Raw genomic sequence first — 14,080 nt, forward strand, 5'->3', positions numbered from 1 at the left:
GGAGTACGTCTTCCCGTACGCCATGGCATAGGACGACACTGTACGAAAGGCAGGTTCAGGACATGGGCATCGTCAGCTGGATCATCCTCGGCCTGCTCGCCGGAGCAATCGCCAAGATCCTGCTCCCCGGGCGGGACCCGGGCGGCCTGATCGGCACGACGGTCATAGGGATAGCGGGTGCGTTCGTCGGCGGCTGGATCTCGGCCCGCTGGCTGGACCGCCCCGTCACCAACCACTTCTACGACGGCGCCACTTGGGCGGCGGCGGTCGGCGGCTCGCTCGTGCTGCTGATCGCCTACCGCATAGTCTTCGGCAACTCGCGCGACCGCCGCTGAGGCGTCGGCCGGAAGTGCGGCCAGGGGCGCGGCCGGAGGTCACCTGGTCACCCGGTCAACCGGTCAGCTGCTCACGCCTTCAGCCCGGTCTCGCGGAGAGTCAGGTTGAGGCGGCCGCCGGGCAGGCCGGTGATCGCCGGGTCGCCTGTGCCCGGGAGGACCTTCGGTACGCCGTGGTAGGCGAAGCGTGAGGCGCCGCCGAAGACGAAGAGGTCGCCCGAGGCGAGCTCGACATCGGTGTAGGGGCGGCCCCGGTCCTCGGTGTTGCCGAAGCGGAAGAGGCAGCTGTCGCCGACGCTCAGGGAGACCACGGGCGCGCCGGACCGCTCGTCCTTGTCCTGGTGCATCCCCATGCGCGCGTCGCCGTCGTAGAAGTTGATCAGGGCGGTGTCGGGGGAGTACCCGTCCCCGGCGGCGGGGTCGTCGTACGCGTCGGCCACGGCGGCGCGGCCCAGCGCGGCGAGCCAGTCGGGGAAGGGGGCGACGGGGCGGCCGTTCACGTCGTCGGCGGTGCGGGTGTACCGGTAGGGCTGCCAGTGCCAGCCGACGCAGACGGTCTGCACGGACATGACGCCGCCGCCCGGCAGCACGGTGTGCCGGATGGGGACGGGCCCCCGCGCCCACTCCCGGCAGGCGGCCACCAGCTCCCGCTGCCGTTCGGGCGGAAGCCACCCCGGCACGTGCACGGCGCCGGGTGCGACGACGGTGCGCGGCCGGGGGAAGAGGGCGTCGCTCATCTGCCGGGACTGGCGAGGCTGCTGGGGCTGCCGGGTGTCGCCACCAGGGCTCCTTCGAGCCCCAGCAGGCGCTCCTTGCGCTCCAGGCCGCCCGCGTACCCCTTCAGGGTGCCGTCGGAGCCGATGACACGGTGGCAGGGGCGTACGACGAGCGCGGGGTTGCGGCCGATGGCGGTGCCGACCGCGCGCACCTTCACCGAGGAGGCGCCGATCCGGCGGGCGATCTCCCCGTACGAGGTGGTGACCCCGTACGGAATGGAGTCCAGCTCCGCCCAGACCTGCCGCTGGAACTCGGTGCCCGTGCCGGGCGCGTACTCGATGTCGAAGCGGGTCAGCTCGCCGCCGAAGTACGCCCGCAGCTGGCGGGCGATCTCCTCGAAGGCCTCCGGTGCCCGCCGCCAGCCGTCCCGGACGACGGCGGCGCCCTTCTGGCCGGGCATGGAGAGCGAGACCAGCGCGGTCCCGCCGTTCGCGGTGGCCGACTCCTCACCGACCAGGAGCAGTTCGCCCAGCGGGCTGTCGAGGGTCGCGTAGACCGTCATCGCACGTTCCTTTCCTTGCGACGAGTGCTCACGTACGCGTTCTCACGTATGAGGCCCATGAGTCCTCTGAGTCCTCGTGTACGAGTCCTCACGTACGAGACCGAGTCTGCGACCCCCGTCCGGCCCGCGCTGGCGGAAATCGGACAGGACGTCCGAGGGGTCAGCGGTAGTTCACGAACTTCCCCCATGATCCCCTGACCTGCACGGACTCGCAAAGAGCCCGGTTGACGTGCGGAAACTACGTTCAGTAGTTGCCGCCGTTTTCCGGGCTCTTCCTGGCTCTTGTGCCCTGGGTGTGCCCTCGGGCACAAGGGCGCGCCTCTGGTTCCCCGGCCCGTCGCATTGGTCGTACGACGGGGCCGTTCGGTTGCAGGGGTGGGCCGTGCCGCGTTCGTGTGAGGTGTCCGGGAAAGCAGCGCCCCGTGCTGCTCCGGGGCCTAGGGTGGGCGCCGATTCGGCCGGGGCGGCTGCTACCGGTGTCGGTGCGGTCCGCCTCGGAGGGCACGTTGAGCTACCTGCGCTTGCTGCTGCGGCGGTCCGTGTTGGTGCTGTGGCTGGCGCAGAGTCTGTCTGTCCTCGGGGATCGCCTGTACGCGCTGGCGGTCATGTGGGTGGTGTACGCCTCGACAGGCTCGGCGTCCCTCATGGGGCTGGTCGCCGTCGCGGAGTCCGTTCCGTACATCGTGCTGGGGAGCGCAGGCCGACGGCTGGTCGCCCGGTTCTCCTCGTTCGCTTCGCTCGCGTGGGTGGACGGGGCGCGCGCGGTGGTGGCCGTCGCGCTGCCGTTCGTGTGGTCGCCGGACGTGCACGGGTTCGCCCTGCTGCTCGGCGGGGTGCTGCTGCTCGGCACGCTCGGCGCCCTGTTCGACCCGAACCTCGGCGCCCTGGTGCCCGATCTGGTCGAGCCGGAGAAGGTGCAGGAGATCACGGGCCTGCTCGACCTCACGGGGCGCATTGCCCGGATCGCGGGCCCGGCAAGTATCGGCTTGCTGCTGCTCGTCGTCTCCGAGGTGCAGCTTTTCGCGCTGGACGGGGTCACGTTCGCGGTGTCTGCGGTGGCGCTCGGCTGGCTGGCGCGCCGGTACGCCATGGCGGCCGGTGGCGGGGCGGGCGAGCGGCCTCGCAAGGCACGGGCGGCGGTCCGTGCGTGGCCGGTGCTGCGGGCGCACCCCCGCGTCGGGCTCGCGGTCGGGCTGCACGGCGTCGCGCTGTTCTGCTCGGCCGTGACGGCGGTGGGCATGCCCGCGCTCCTCGCCACCCGGTATGGAGCCGGAGCGGCCGTCTACGGGCTGGTGACGGCCGCTGTGGGCGTCGGGGCGCTGCTGGGCAACCCCTTGGCCAGCAACCGGCGTACGGGCGCCTGGCTGGCCGTGTACTGCGGCGCGTGGATGGTGCAGGGTGCCGCGACGGCGTGCATGGGACTGATGTTGCAGCTTCCCGCCTTGATGCTGCTCGCCCTGGTGACCGGCCTGGTCACCCCCGCGACGAGTGTCACCCTGCGGGCGCACCTCGGGGCGTTCGCCCCGGCCGAGCGGCTGCGGCTCATGTCTGTGGACCAGACCGTGATCCGTACCGGGGGCACGGCCGGAATGCTGCTCGTGCCATTCCTCGTCGGTGCCTCGCCGCGCGGCGCATTCGTGGCGGGCGGCATCATTGTGGCGGGGTCGGCGCTCGCCGCCCTGCTCGTCTCCTCGCAACTGCCGCGGTCTGATTTGCCCGTGACGGGGGTCAAGACGCCCGCTCAGATTTAGTAGCTGATAAGGAGTCCATCTCCCGCGGCCGCGCATGAATGATCGAAAGTGATCAGATCCAGAGTCGTTTGGTCGTTTGAGTTGCTAAGTCAACTTCTCGACGCTACCGCTGACTTGATCCAGAAGGCGGCTTCGCTTACATACCGTTCCGAGCCGTTAGAGTGATCCCTCGAAGCCGAAGAAGCGGACGGTTTCTTCGAGAGAGGGATGCACATACATGCGAATTACAGAGCGACTGGACGCACCAAGTGGGCGGTGCCTGAATGAACACAACTGTCCAGCAGTATTCTCGCTATCATCGGGTGACGTTGCCTTTATCGGGCGCACGGCCCCACCCGAGCTTAGAGACACTCTCCCCGTCGGCTCTGGCGTCGGCGAGGGGGAGGAGCTCGTCGTGGTGCCACGGGAGGTTCTCATCAGTGCCGGGTGGAACCCATCCGTCACTTGAGTTGCCCGGTGTGGCCGGATAAGCGCCGTCTATCCGGCCACACCCTCACCCCTTAGCTGGCGCAGATAGGCAAGCTCCACTATTTCGTAGAACTTTCGCATAGTTCCACCATGGGGTGTAGTTCGTGCTCGCGCAGCCCGCGTCCCCTCCCAAAAGCTGCGGACTATTTCGTTACTGAACAAGTGACAGAGGGATGCTTCCACTTCTTCATCGGTGAAGTATCCTAGCTCGTGGCACATGCAGTGGTGCGAGATGATCAAGTTACAGTACATGTACTGCTTCCTGCGGTCGGCAGATGTCCCGGTTTCATGGTCAGGCCAGCATTGCATCAAGAGCGGGTCGTCTATGGCCATCTCGGCCAGCTTTATATGCCGCGCCCGCACCGCTGCCTCCGCGGAACGCTGGGTCGTCTTATGTTGATTTTGTGAGGTTTCACGCTGCAGCGTAATTTCAGCCATCTGCGCTTCGAGAGCTTTGCGCTGAAGAGAAAGCTCCGCCGTCTGGGCTTGGAGGGCTTCACGGTGCAAGCGCGCCTCATCGCCTTGGTGGCGGAACGTCCGTGCCAGGTACACGAGGACTACGACGGACGTAGCCGCTGCGGCAGCGCCGTAAGCTTGCCCGGCATTCCCAGTCGCCGTTGACTGAACGACGGGAAGACTCGTAAGTGCCAACGTGAGGCCGACCGACCCTGCGCACGAGGCCAACGTAGTGAGAGCCAGAATATAGATCTCGCGTGTACGACTCGATGCTGCCACGTCGACCCCGCCCTTACTCTTGTGTATCCCGCTTCGCGATCAGGATATTCCCACAACAGGTACGGGAGGAACGCGGCATTGGAGGCACGCGCGGTGCAGCAGGCGCATGCCGCCCCGGCGGATGGAACTGGAAAGCGTGGCCTGAATTCGACATGCATCGAGACGCCCACCTCTCACTAGCAGCAGCAGAGGTGAACCCTTTTACACCGGCAAGGATTCTGTGCATGCTGGAGGGTCGGGAAGTGAACGAAGGACGTGCATCTGTGCGCCTCCCGTGCGCCGCTTCCCATAAGGTTTAGAATCCCGCAGAGGAAGGCTGTACCCATAGCAGTATCAACCATATTCAACTGACGTCTATCGAGCGCCCACCTGCCTTTCAGATAACCCCTTGCCACTCTAGGGCTTCGCTTTGTCAGCCCCACGGTAGATATGCCATAGTGAAATAGCCTCCAAGCAGCCACGACATCGATACCTCGGCCCCCGCTGCGCGGTGCAGGCGCAACAGGGGCCGAGGGGATTGCGGGGAGGCAGCCCGCTCGGGCGGCCCAGTGCCCAGCGGCTATGCGGTCGGCTGACCGGGCTTCCACTGGGCTACTTCAAGCGCGAGCCAATGGTCGACGGTGACGTTCTCGAAGGGAACGCCGATCTCCTGGTAGATGCGGGTGTGCATGGCGCCGAACCAGGCGCCGCGGCGGTCGTCGAAGAACGTGCGGTCGTACCAGGCGACGCCGAGGATGACGGTCCCGCCACCGTTCTTGTTGTCGGGGTCGGCCTCGAAGTACGTGCACTCCCAGTCCCAGAGCATCTGTTCCTCGGGGCGGGAGCGCAGCCGCTCGTCGCTGGCGCGCAGGTGCTCGACGCACCGCTCGACGGTGGCGGCGTCCGGGCAGTAGTAGCGGCAGTCGCTGAACGCGATCACCTTCTTGCTGCCGCGCCGGGCGGGGTCGGCGTCTTCACCGACGAGGACCCGCACGCGGGTGATCGGCGGGGCGCCGGTTTCGAGGATGGTCACGGTTGTGCTCCTCTCGTTCCCGTGGTGCCTTGTGGGGTTACCAGTCCGATCCCGTGAGCGGGTACAGGCTGGGGTGATGGGGGCCGCTCGACCGGATGGCGCCGGGAGCGACGTAGCGGATGTTCAGGCCGATGCGGACGCCCGCTGCGGTGTTGCTGTCCGAGCGGTGGAGCAGCCGTACGTCCATCAGGCAGGCTTGGCCCGCGTTGAGTGGAAGCCATACGCCCCGGTCGTGGGGCGCGTTGACCATGCCCTGCACGCCGAGTGCCTTGCCCCGGCCCGCGTCGTGCTCCTCGCGGTCGTAGTCGAGGTACCCGGCGGCGTGCGAGCCGGGGATGACCTGTAAGCAGCCGTTGACCGTGGTCGCGTCGGTCACGGCGAGCCAGGCCGCGACGGCGCGTTCGGGGTCGAGCTGCATGCGGGGGTTGGTGCCGTCCTGGTGCCAGGGGACCGCGAAATCACGGCCGGGCCACTTGAGCATCAGGAAGGTGTTCTCGACGGCGACGGATTCGCCGATCGTCGTCTGTACCCGGTGGAGGAGTTGAGGGGAGCGGACGGCGTGCGCGGCCCAGTCGAAGCGCAGGTGGGCGTCGCGTACGACCTCGGTCTGCTCCGCCCGGTGTTCGGCGATCATCTCGGACGCGCGGGCGCGGGCGCGGCTGCTGGTGTTCCAGTCGAGGCCGCTGCGGTAGCCGGTTTCCCCGAGAGGGCTGGGCCCGGCGTAGCTGATTTGCGTGGGACGGCGCGTCACTGGTCCGCCTCCTCGCCGGTGGTGGTCGCGGCGACCAAGGCGGCGGCAAGCTCGTCGGCCGGGGTGTGGTCGGGGCCGTTCGTCGGCTCGCTCACCCACCGAAGCAGCCCGTCCCACCCGGGCGGCGCGAGCACGACCCACGATCCGGCGCCGAGCGCCCGCGTCCCGTCCTGCCGCCAGTCGCGGGCCGTTCCGGGCGGGGTGAGGAAGTACGCCTGTCCGCTGCACAGATCGTGGAGTACGGGGCCGACGGGCACGCCGCGCGTCTCCATGTCCCGGACCGCCCGCACCCCCACGTCGGCCGAGACTCGTACCGCGTCCCAGTCGTCGCCAGCCGCGAGTAGCCTCGGCTCGTTGAGCTTGCGGGTCCATGCGGGTCTGCGCTGCATCGCTGTCGGTCTCCTCGGTGAATGAACGTGGGGAGTTGAGGGAACCGCGCAGGGCAAAGGGCGAACCAGCGTTGATGCGGACGCGGAATACGCGTATGCGTCGGACGCATATCCCGGCTCGCAAACCCGGTGCGCCGTACCTACCGTTGGGGGAGAGGCAGGCACGCATGAACTGGTCGGACAACGCCGCGAGAGAGGCGTCGCGGGCCGGTGACTACGGGCGGGTGATCGAACTCGCGCGCCGGGCCGCTCGATTGACGCAGCGGCAGCTCGGCGACGCCTGCGGCTTGTCCCAGTCAGCCGTATCCCGCATGGAGAAGCGGGGAGCGGCCGAATACAACATGACCACCCTCGCGAGGGCCGCCCACCATCTTGGCATTGCGCCCGGACTGGTCGGCCTCGCCGACACCGGCGCCGCCCCGGGCGCGCTGGGGGAAGGGCTCGACCCAGTGGAACGGCGCAAGTTGCTCGCCGGTGTCGCCGCCGTAGCGGCCACGCCGGTACTGAGCGGGTCCGCGCAGCAGCACCCGGTTTGGGGAGCCGAGCAGGCGGACGTGCTGCGCGTCGCGACGACCGCGTTTCGGCGCATGGATGCCACTGTTCCCGCGCGGCAGCTCGCCGACACCGTGCAGGGGCACATGCGGCTCGTACAGGTCGTGGCGGCACAGGCGCCTGACCAGGCCACCCGGGCGCGGCTCGCGGCCGTCGGAAGCGAAGTGGCCAGCCTGGCCGGTTGGCTGAGCTGGGACATGGCCGACGCGGGCTCGGCTCGTACCTGGTACGGGGCGGCGATCAAAGCGGCCCGGCGCTCGGGTGACCCGTTGCTGATCGCGTATCAGCAGGGCAGTCTCGCGCAGTTCGAGGTCGAGGCCGGGAACGTCGCGCAAGGGCTGAGCCTGATCCGCAGTGCCCGACGGCAGCTCGGCGGCGAACGCCCTGCCATCGCGGCGGCATGGCTGTCCGCCCTCGAAGCGGTCGCGCACGCCACTGCGGGCGACGAGCGGGCCTCCGAGCGGGCGCTGCTCGCGAGCGCGGCCGAGGTCGAGCTGCTCCCGGAGGAACAGCCGCCACCGTGGCCGTGGGTCTTCGCGTTCGACCTGCGTAAAGTCGCGGCGGCCCGGGTGACTTGCGGGGCCCGCCTGGCACGTCCCCGCTGGGTCCTCACCTCACTGGACGACGCCACTGCCGCGCTCTCCTCCCACCACGAGAAGCAGCGCGCCCTGCTTGGCCTCGACGTGGCGAGCGGCCACATGGCGTCCGGTCACCTCGACACCGCGTTCGCGCTCGCCGCCCGCTCTCTCGACGTAGGGCTGCGCCTGCGTTCCGGTCGGGTCGTCGAGAGGGCCCGCACCTTCCGGCGCGGCTACTCCTCGGCGACCCCGCCCGCCATCGTCCGCGACTTCGACACGCGGCTGCATGACGCCTACCTGTAGACGAGAGGGAGACATGAGAGTCGGGATCACTGGTCACCGGGGGCTACCCCCCGAGGTCGAGCGGCAGACACGCCGCGCCCTGGCCGAGGCTGTCGCGGCGTACGACCCTGCCGAACTGGTGGGCGTAAGTTGCATCGCGGACGGGCCCGACGCCTGGTTCGCGCAGGCCGTCCTCGACTACGGAGGCCGGATTGAGGCCGTGGTGCCTGCCGAGCAGTACCGCAGTGATCTCCCCGACTGGCACCACCCGACGTACGACGCGCTGCTGCGCCGAGCGTCGGCCGTGCACCGCACAGGGCTCGACGGCTCCGACTCGAACGCCCACATGGCCGGTAGCGAACTGCTCGTCGACCAGGTCGACACGCTGCTCGCCGTCTGGGACGGACAGCCCGCCCGGGGATACGGAGGCACAGCCGACGTCGTGGCCTACGCCGAAGGCAAGGGCGTGCCGGTACGGGTGCTGTGGCCCGAGGGAGCGACACGGGGCTGATTCTCTTCCCGCGCGCGGGAGGGCGGCGACCGTCCCGGGCGCGTATGGCCCTGGCATTGTCAGTGGGGTGAGGTAATCGCGCGCGCCCGCGCGCAAGGCACGACCGGTCGCAGCGCGACGTTTCGGTGCGGCGGGGGACGTGGGGGACGCGTTTTTCGGGCTGCTCTCTCCCTTACCTCTCCCCCTTCTCGTCAAGACAGAGAGGAAGGAGGGGCGCAGCGTCCCCCGCGTCCTCCGGTGGGGTGCCTCGGACGCTGTAGCAGGCAGAGGCGGGCGCGCAGGGGGACGCTGGGTGATGCGGGGTGCGTCCCCGGCCGTCCCCCACGCGTCCCCGGGCAGAGGTGAGCCCCGGGCGGCGGGATGCCGCTCCGGGGCGCGTCGAGGGCGGGTGTCAGGTCATGACGGCGGGGCGTAGACGACAGTCCACACCTTGCCGTGCTTGTTGCTGCCCGAAGCGCGGGCCATGTGGATGCCCCGTGCGCGGAGCGCGGGGGCGACCTGGCGGATACGGGCGCTGAGGACGGCGGGAGTCTTGGGCCAGCCGTCGGCCAGGCCGCGCCCGTCGCTGCCGAGCAGCCGGTGAAGCTCGGCCATGGTGCCTGTCCAGTCCCCAGGTGGGAAGGCAGGCGAGGCGGCCCACTCGCGCAGCGCGGCGGCGACCGGATGGCCGTCGAGGACCGTCTCGTTCAGGGCGTCTTGCGTGGCGTGGAACGCGTCGAGGCTGCGCCACCCGGTGACGCGGTCGAGGGCGTGCAGCAGCTCGGCGAAGTCGGCCAGGCGCGGACGCTCAGTCAAGTCGGCAGCAGCATAAGGAAGTTCGGCCCAAGCCTCGGCGGCGAGGTCGAGCAGCGCGCCGAGGATGCGCGGGTGGGCCTGCTCGTACGCTGCCCACAAGGCGCCTGCGGTGCGCCGCTTGTGCCGGGGGATGGGGGCGAGTTCGAGCGGCAGCATGCGCTCGGCGAGGTCGTTGCGGAGTGCGCCGAGGTCGATTCCGGTGAGCAGTACGGGACGTTGGTAGGTGAGTACGTTCACGTCGTCGTCGGTGTAGAGGGCACGGGTCACCTGGGCGTCGCCGGTGACGATGCGGCACAGGGCGTCGGACAGCCAGCCAGGCAGCCCCGAGAGGTTGTCGAGGGCGAGCACCCACCCGGCGGCTGTCGTGGGCCCGAGGTCGCGCAGGTTCTCTGGAGCCTGGCGCAGCGGGGCGCGGGCGCCCTCGATGACTCCGGCGAGCATCTGCCCCGACGTGCTCTTGCCCGTGCCCTGCTCACCCGTGAGATAGGCGACCGGGCGCGGGATGTCCGGGCGCAAGGCGGCAAGCAGCCAGCCGACGGCGAGCGGCAGCGTCTCGGCGGTGAACGGCAGCAGCGCGGCGAACTCCTCGATGCCCGCCCGCCAGCCGCCCGCTACCCGGTCCGGACGGGGCAGGGTGCGAACCAGCCGACTGCGGCGCCACACAGGCCCTGTCTCGACGTCCGGGTACGTGAGCGTCCAGCCGTCCGGGGCGAGGCGCACCGACTCACCGTCGGGGCGCCCGAGGTCGAGCCACGTGACGGTGGGGTCGTCCGGGTCGGCGGCGACGCGCAGGGGCAGCTCGACCTCGGCGGCGTGCATGGCGAGCGCGTCGAGCACCGCCACGGCGTCGGCGAGCGCAGACTGCGAGGGTGTGCGGTTGTGCTCGGCGACGTACGCGCGGATGAGGTGCTGCCGCAGGCTGCCCGTACCGGTGTGTGCGGTGGCACGCAGCGGCACGGCGACGGGTGGACCGTCGTACGGCACGGCGTAGGGGGCGCCGTTGTGGTGGAGGTACCGGAAACGGTTCTGCCCGAGTATGCGCAGCACCTCGGCCTGCGGCGGCTGGCGTTCCTGCTGCGGCGCACGCGACGGCTCCGTGTCCCGTTCCGGGCGGCGGAAGGGGACGACGGAACGCGCTGCGGTGGTCGGATCAAAGCTCGGGGCTTGGATCATGCGGCGGCCCCGGTGAGCGCGCGCGGGTGCCGCTCGCCTGCGGCCAGACCGGAGCGGATCGCGGCCTCGGCCTCGCGACTGGGCAGCCCTGCGTGCTGGGCGGCGTCGGCGAGGACATCGGCGACCTGAGCGCGGTCGAGGCGGCCCGCGCCGCACAGGGTGCCGAGGTTGAACGCGGCCCGGTTGAGCGCGTCGTTGCGGGTACCGGGCTGCGCCTCGGCGACGGCGCGCAGCTCGGCCTCGACGGCGGCGGCCACATACCCGCCGCCCATGCCGCGCGAGCGCCACGGCAGCGTGATGCGGGGCCGCTCGGGGCGTACGCGGTGCCCGGTGCGGTCGAGGTCGCGAGCGAGCCATACGGGCAGCTCGGCGACCGTGCGGCAGTCCCCGAGCGCGGTGTACGCGCCCGCACGGGTGACGGTGCCGGGTGCGACGGCGTACGACGATCCGGCACGCACGTCCAACTGCCAGCCGAGCGCCCCCGCCTGCGGGCGCCACTGCGTACCGGCGGGTGCCCGGAACCAGTAGTGCACTCCGCCCGAGGGCGTGCGCACGGTGAGCGTTTCCGGGACGCAGCCGGGCAGGGGGGCGCGGCGCGCCTCGACGAGCAGTGCGAGGACGTCGCGGCCGTCGAGGACGCTGCCCGGGGCGAGGTCGTCAGGCAGTTCGACACCTGGCAGCAGGCGCTCGGGATCGCTCGGAACCTCTCCGCCGTGGGTGTCGACGTCGAGGATCACCAGCCCGGACGGCCCAGCGGCGACGCCGACCCCAGCGGCGGGCGTGCGCGTCCACCATTCGGTGATCCGGTCGGCGTCGGTGGCGGCGGCGAGGACCCCGTGACAGGCGTGCCCGTCGGCGTGGCACGGGCAGGCGTGTCCGTCGTGCTCGACATACGAGGGGTTCGGGTGGTCGGCGGTGCCCGGCGAGCAGCGGGCGCAGCCTCGTACGGGCACCTTCAGGCCGGGGGCGAGCGGGTGCACCGCGTATCCCTGAGCGGCCAGCCACAGGGCTACGCGGAGCGGATCGGAGGGCGAGGCGGTCGAGGGGCGGGCGTGCGTAGTGTGCACGGTGGAGCGTCCTTCCGAGCGGACCGGGTGGTGAGAGACCCGGTGCCGCTGGTGGTCACATACGACGTGGGCGGGGAGGGCGTGAGGGCCGTCGGCGTAGCTGCGCCGACGGCCCTTGTCCGTGGTGCGGGCGCATGGCGCGCGCATCACGCGGCGGGGTCGGTGGCCTGCTCGTCGAGCCACTTCTCGATGTCGGACCAACGGGCGCGCAGGTGGCGGCCGACCTTGATCATGCGGGGACCGCCCCCGCGATGGCTCCACTGGTAAACGGTGGCGAGCGGCACGCCACAGTAGTCGGCGAGTTCCTGCGCGGTGGCGAGCCTGCGGCGGGCAAAGTCGGCGGCGTCGGTGATCTGAGCGCGGGGCAACAGTTGACTCCTATGTCCTTTCGACAACTCCCCATGTCGAGGAGTTGATCTCCGTGTCACCTTGCCGATGGCCCGCGTTGTATGTCAACGTGACTTTTGGAATTGTCGTATCGACATAGGAGTGAGTGTGGCGGTCCCCGAATCTGCGAGTGACGTCGTTGCCCAGCGGGCCCAAGAACTACGGAAGCGCCAGGGGCTCACGGCAAAGGGCCTCGCCGAACGCTGCGCCTTGATGGGCGCGCCCGGCATGACCGCCTCGGTCATCGCCAACATCGAGAGCGGGCGCCCCGACCTGCGCGGCCGTCGACGGCGGCAGATCACCCTCGAAGAGTGGCTGATCCTGGCGCAGGCTCTGCATGTGGCGCCGATCCACCTGCTCGTACCGGTCGACGACGAATCCCCGCGCTACGAACTCACCCCGGAGGAGCCGCAGCCCACGCAGGGGATGCGTCGGGAAGGTGTCGGGTGGGTCCGGGAGTGGATCAGGGGCGAGGCGCCGCTGACCTTCACGAACGAACGCATCTACCGCAGCGAAGTCCCTGCGGACGAATGGAAGTCCCGCCAGCGGCGCGAGCGGGAGGGCTACGAGATCAACAAGCAGATCTGGGAAGCCCTGGGGGCGGCAGGCATCACGCCCAAGTCGCCGACCGGCGAGGCGGACCGAGAAGAGGGCGGGGCGGGCGCGAATGGCTGAGGTCTACGACCGGTGGCACAAGTCCCGTCCGGGCAAAGACGACAAGCCGTGCCCAGAGCACACCAGCAAGACGCGCAAGCTCGTTCCGAGCGGCGAGCACGGGAAAGGGAAGCGCTGGCAGGTCCGTTGGCGCGACGCGAGCGGGAAGCAGCGCAAAGAGAACTTCGACAAGCGGGCCGCAGCCGAGACCCGCGCGGCCACGGTGAAGGCCGACCTAGACCGGGGGCTGTACGTCGATCCGGCTGCGGGCAAAGAGAGCTTCCGAGCCGTTGCCGAGCGGTGGCGCACCTCGGCGGTGCACAGACCGACCACTGCGTCGCGCGTCGAGCGAGGGCTGCGGAATCACGTCTACCCGACGTTCGGTGACCGACCCGTGGCCAGCATCCGGACCTCGGACATACAAGCCTGGGTCAAGGACCGGGCACAGGTGCTTGCACCGTCGACGCTAGAGGTCACGTACGCCTACGTCGTCACGCCCCTGCGGACGGCCGTCCGGGACCGAATCATCGCGAGCAACCCCTGTGACGGGGTACGGCTGCCACGGCAGCGCAAGGCCGAGATCGTGCCGCTGCACGCCGACGCCGTACGGGCGCTCATAGACGCGTCGCCCGCCCGCTACCGCGCCTTGTTCCTGCTCGCCGCATCATCCGGGCTGCGTCAGGGCGAGCTGTTCGGCCTCGAAGTCGACGGTGTCGACTTCCTGCGGCGCGAGGTAACGGTGCGGCAGCAGATCATCGACCCGGAAGACGGCGAGCCCTACCTCGGCGAGCCCAAGACGCACGAGAGCTACCGCACAGTGCCGCTCACCAAAGCGGCGGTGGACGCGCTCGCCGTGCACCTCGAACGGTTCCCCGCGCCCGAGGTGAGGATCGAGGACCGGACCGACCCCCGGAAGCCGAAGCAGCGCACCGCGCGCCTGATCTTCCCGAACCAGGACCGCAAGCCGGTCCGGCGCGGAGCCTGGGCGCACGTATGGCGTAGGGCGAGGCAGAACGCGAACAAGGCCCTCGCGGCGGCGTACGAGCAGGCGCTCGCGGCATGGGTTCGGAGAGGTAAGCCCGAGGGCGCCGAGCCCGTCCGCGTCGAGGTCCCGGACGGGGCGAGCCTGCACGACCTGCGGCACTTCTACGCCTCGCTGCTCATCAAGCACCGCGAGAACGTCAAGACGGTTCAGAAGCGGCTCGGCCACGCCAAGCCGTCGATCACGCTCGACACCTACACGCACCTGTGGCCGGACGAGGAGGACACAACGAGGGCCGCCGTCGAGGCCGCCCTCGGCGATGTGCCCCCGTTGTGCCCTGCTCACTCAGCCTGACAACGTCCGTGCAGGTCAGACCACT

Annotated in this window: 15 protein-coding genes; 6 read left to right on the plus strand and 9 right to left on the minus strand. The window is 70.1% G+C overall.

Annotation, left to right across the window (positions count from 1 at the left end; genetic code table 11):
* Positions 1 to 62: 62 nt before the first annotated feature.
* Positions 63 to 335: a GlsB/YeaQ/YmgE family stress response membrane protein gene (locus OG965_RS24100; RefSeq protein ID WP_371654152.1), complete on the plus strand. Its 273-nt coding sequence runs from the start codon at positions 63 to 65 to the stop codon at positions 333 to 335.
* A 71-nt stretch (positions 336 to 406) separates the two neighbouring features.
* On the opposite strand, the gene OG965_RS24105 is transcribed toward OG965_RS24100, so the two are convergent.
* Complete coding sequence (locus tag OG965_RS24105) at positions 407 to 1,072, minus strand: alpha-ketoglutarate-dependent dioxygenase AlkB (protein WP_371654153.1); 666 nt, start codon at positions 1,070 to 1,072, stop codon at positions 407 to 409.
* Positions 1,069 to 1,614 carry a methylated-DNA--[protein]-cysteine S-methyltransferase gene (locus tag OG965_RS24110; protein ID WP_371654154.1) on the minus strand — a complete coding sequence of 182 codons (546 nt, stop codon included), beginning with the start codon at positions 1,612 to 1,614 and terminating at the stop codon, positions 1,069 to 1,071. Before OG965_RS24110 ends, OG965_RS24105 begins: the two co-directional genes overlap by 4 nt.
* A 506-nt stretch (positions 1,615 to 2,120) precedes the next feature.
* On the opposite strand from OG965_RS24110, the gene OG965_RS24115 reads away from it, so the two are divergent.
* Positions 2,121 to 3,365, plus strand: coding sequence for an MFS transporter (locus tag OG965_RS24115; protein WP_371654155.1), 1,245 nt, complete (start codon positions 2,121 to 2,123; stop codon positions 3,363 to 3,365).
* Between the two features lie 477 nt (positions 3,366 to 3,842).
* Here OG965_RS24115 and OG965_RS24120 read toward each other — a convergent pair whose 3' ends face one another.
* The 4 genes from OG965_RS24120 to OG965_RS24135 all read right to left on the minus strand — a co-directional run bounded on the left by OG965_RS24120 (position 3,843) and on the right by OG965_RS24135 (position 6,720).
* The gene (locus OG965_RS24120) at positions 3,843 to 4,568 is read right to left on the minus strand and encodes a DUF6082 family protein (protein ID WP_371654156.1); all 726 of its coding nucleotides are present in this window, start codon (positions 4,566 to 4,568) and stop codon (positions 3,843 to 3,845) included.
* 559 nt (positions 4,569 to 5,127) lie between these two features.
* A complete protein-coding gene (locus tag OG965_RS24125; RefSeq protein ID WP_371654157.1) occupies positions 5,128 to 5,580 on the minus strand; it encodes a hypothetical protein in 453 nt (150 codons plus the stop codon).
* A 37-nt stretch (positions 5,581 to 5,617) separates the two neighbouring features.
* On the minus strand, positions 5,618 to 6,331 hold the full coding sequence (locus OG965_RS24130) for a phytanoyl-CoA dioxygenase family protein (RefSeq protein ID WP_371654158.1): 714 nt from the start codon (positions 6,329 to 6,331) through the stop codon (positions 5,618 to 5,620).
* Entirely contained in the window at positions 6,328 to 6,720 is a 393-nt protein-coding gene (locus OG965_RS24135) for a hypothetical protein (protein ID WP_371654159.1), read from the minus strand. The genes OG965_RS24130 and OG965_RS24135 overlap by 4 nt, the downstream gene beginning before the upstream one ends.
* 167 nt (positions 6,721 to 6,887) lie before the next feature.
* Between OG965_RS24135 and OG965_RS24140 the strand changes: the two genes are divergently transcribed.
* Positions 6,888 to 8,153: a multiprotein-bridging factor 1 family protein gene (locus tag OG965_RS24140; protein ID WP_371654160.1), complete on the plus strand. Its 1,266-nt coding sequence runs from the start codon at positions 6,888 to 6,890 to the stop codon at positions 8,151 to 8,153.
* Between the two features lie 13 nt (positions 8,154 to 8,166).
* Positions 8,167 to 8,643, plus strand: a complete 477-nt coding sequence (locus tag OG965_RS24145) for a hypothetical protein (protein WP_371654161.1) — start codon at positions 8,167 to 8,169, stop codon at positions 8,641 to 8,643.
* A gap of 396 nt (positions 8,644 to 9,039) precedes the next feature.
* Here the strand turns inward: OG965_RS24145 and OG965_RS24150 are convergent, their stop codons facing one another.
* From OG965_RS24150 to OG965_RS24160, 3 genes are all read right to left on the minus strand, one after another.
* Positions 9,040 to 10,611 (minus strand): hypothetical protein, encoded by a 1,572-nt coding sequence (locus OG965_RS24150; protein ID WP_371654162.1) that lies wholly within the window; start codon positions 10,609 to 10,611, stop codon positions 9,040 to 9,042.
* Positions 10,608 to 11,678: a bifunctional DNA primase/polymerase gene (locus OG965_RS24155; protein WP_371654163.1), complete on the minus strand. Its 1,071-nt coding sequence runs from the start codon at positions 11,676 to 11,678 to the stop codon at positions 10,608 to 10,610. Before OG965_RS24155 ends, OG965_RS24150 begins: the two co-directional genes overlap by 4 nt.
* 146 nt (positions 11,679 to 11,824) lie before the next feature.
* Positions 11,825 to 12,046 (minus strand): helix-turn-helix transcriptional regulator, encoded by a 222-nt coding sequence (locus tag OG965_RS24160; RefSeq protein ID WP_371654164.1) that lies wholly within the window; start codon positions 12,044 to 12,046, stop codon positions 11,825 to 11,827.
* 127 nt (positions 12,047 to 12,173) lie between these two features.
* Here OG965_RS24160 and OG965_RS24165 point away from each other — a divergent pair, with 127 nt between their 5' ends.
* Complete coding sequence (locus OG965_RS24165) at positions 12,174 to 12,740, plus strand: helix-turn-helix domain-containing protein (RefSeq protein ID WP_371654165.1); 567 nt, start codon at positions 12,174 to 12,176, stop codon at positions 12,738 to 12,740.
* The gene (locus tag OG965_RS24170) at positions 12,733 to 14,055 is read left to right on the plus strand and encodes a tyrosine-type recombinase/integrase (RefSeq protein WP_371654166.1); all 1,323 of its coding nucleotides are present in this window, start codon (positions 12,733 to 12,735) and stop codon (positions 14,053 to 14,055) included. The genes OG965_RS24165 and OG965_RS24170 overlap by 8 nt, the downstream gene beginning before the upstream one ends.
* Positions 14,056 to 14,080 lie beyond the last annotated feature (25 nt).

It is taken from the genome of Streptomyces sp. NBC_00224 (genome assembly GCF_041435195.1).
Lineage (GTDB): Bacteria > Actinomycetota > Actinomycetes > Streptomycetales > Streptomycetaceae > Streptomyces.

Bases quoted from the DNA above. Each gene is read 5' to 3' on its own strand.
- OG965_RS24170 (WP_371654166.1), top strand. From the start codon at position 12,733: ATGGCTGAGGTCTACGACCGGTGGCACAAGTCCCGTCCGGGCAAAGAC.
- OG965_RS24145 (WP_371654161.1), top strand. From the start codon at position 8,167: ATGAGAGTCGGGATCACTGGTCACCGGGGGCTACCCCCCGAGGTCGAG.
- OG965_RS24140 (WP_371654160.1), top strand. From the start codon at position 6,888: ATGAACTGGTCGGACAACGCCGCGAGAGAGGCGTCGCGGGCCGGTGAC.
- OG965_RS24150 (WP_371654162.1), bottom strand. From the start codon at position 10,611: ATGATCCAAGCCCCGAGCTTTGATCCGACCACCGCAGCGCGTTCCGTC.
- OG965_RS24105 (WP_371654153.1), bottom strand. From the start codon at position 1,072: ATGAGCGACGCCCTCTTCCCCCGGCCGCGCACCGTCGTCGCACCCGGC.
- OG965_RS24100 (WP_371654152.1), top strand. From the start codon at position 63: ATGGGCATCGTCAGCTGGATCATCCTCGGCCTGCTCGCCGGAGCAATC.
- OG965_RS24110 (WP_371654154.1), bottom strand. From the start codon at position 1,614: ATGACGGTCTACGCGACCCTCGACAGCCCGCTGGGCGAACTGCTCCTG.
- OG965_RS24135 (WP_371654159.1), bottom strand. From the start codon at position 6,720: ATGCAGCGCAGACCCGCATGGACCCGCAAGCTCAACGAGCCGAGGCTA.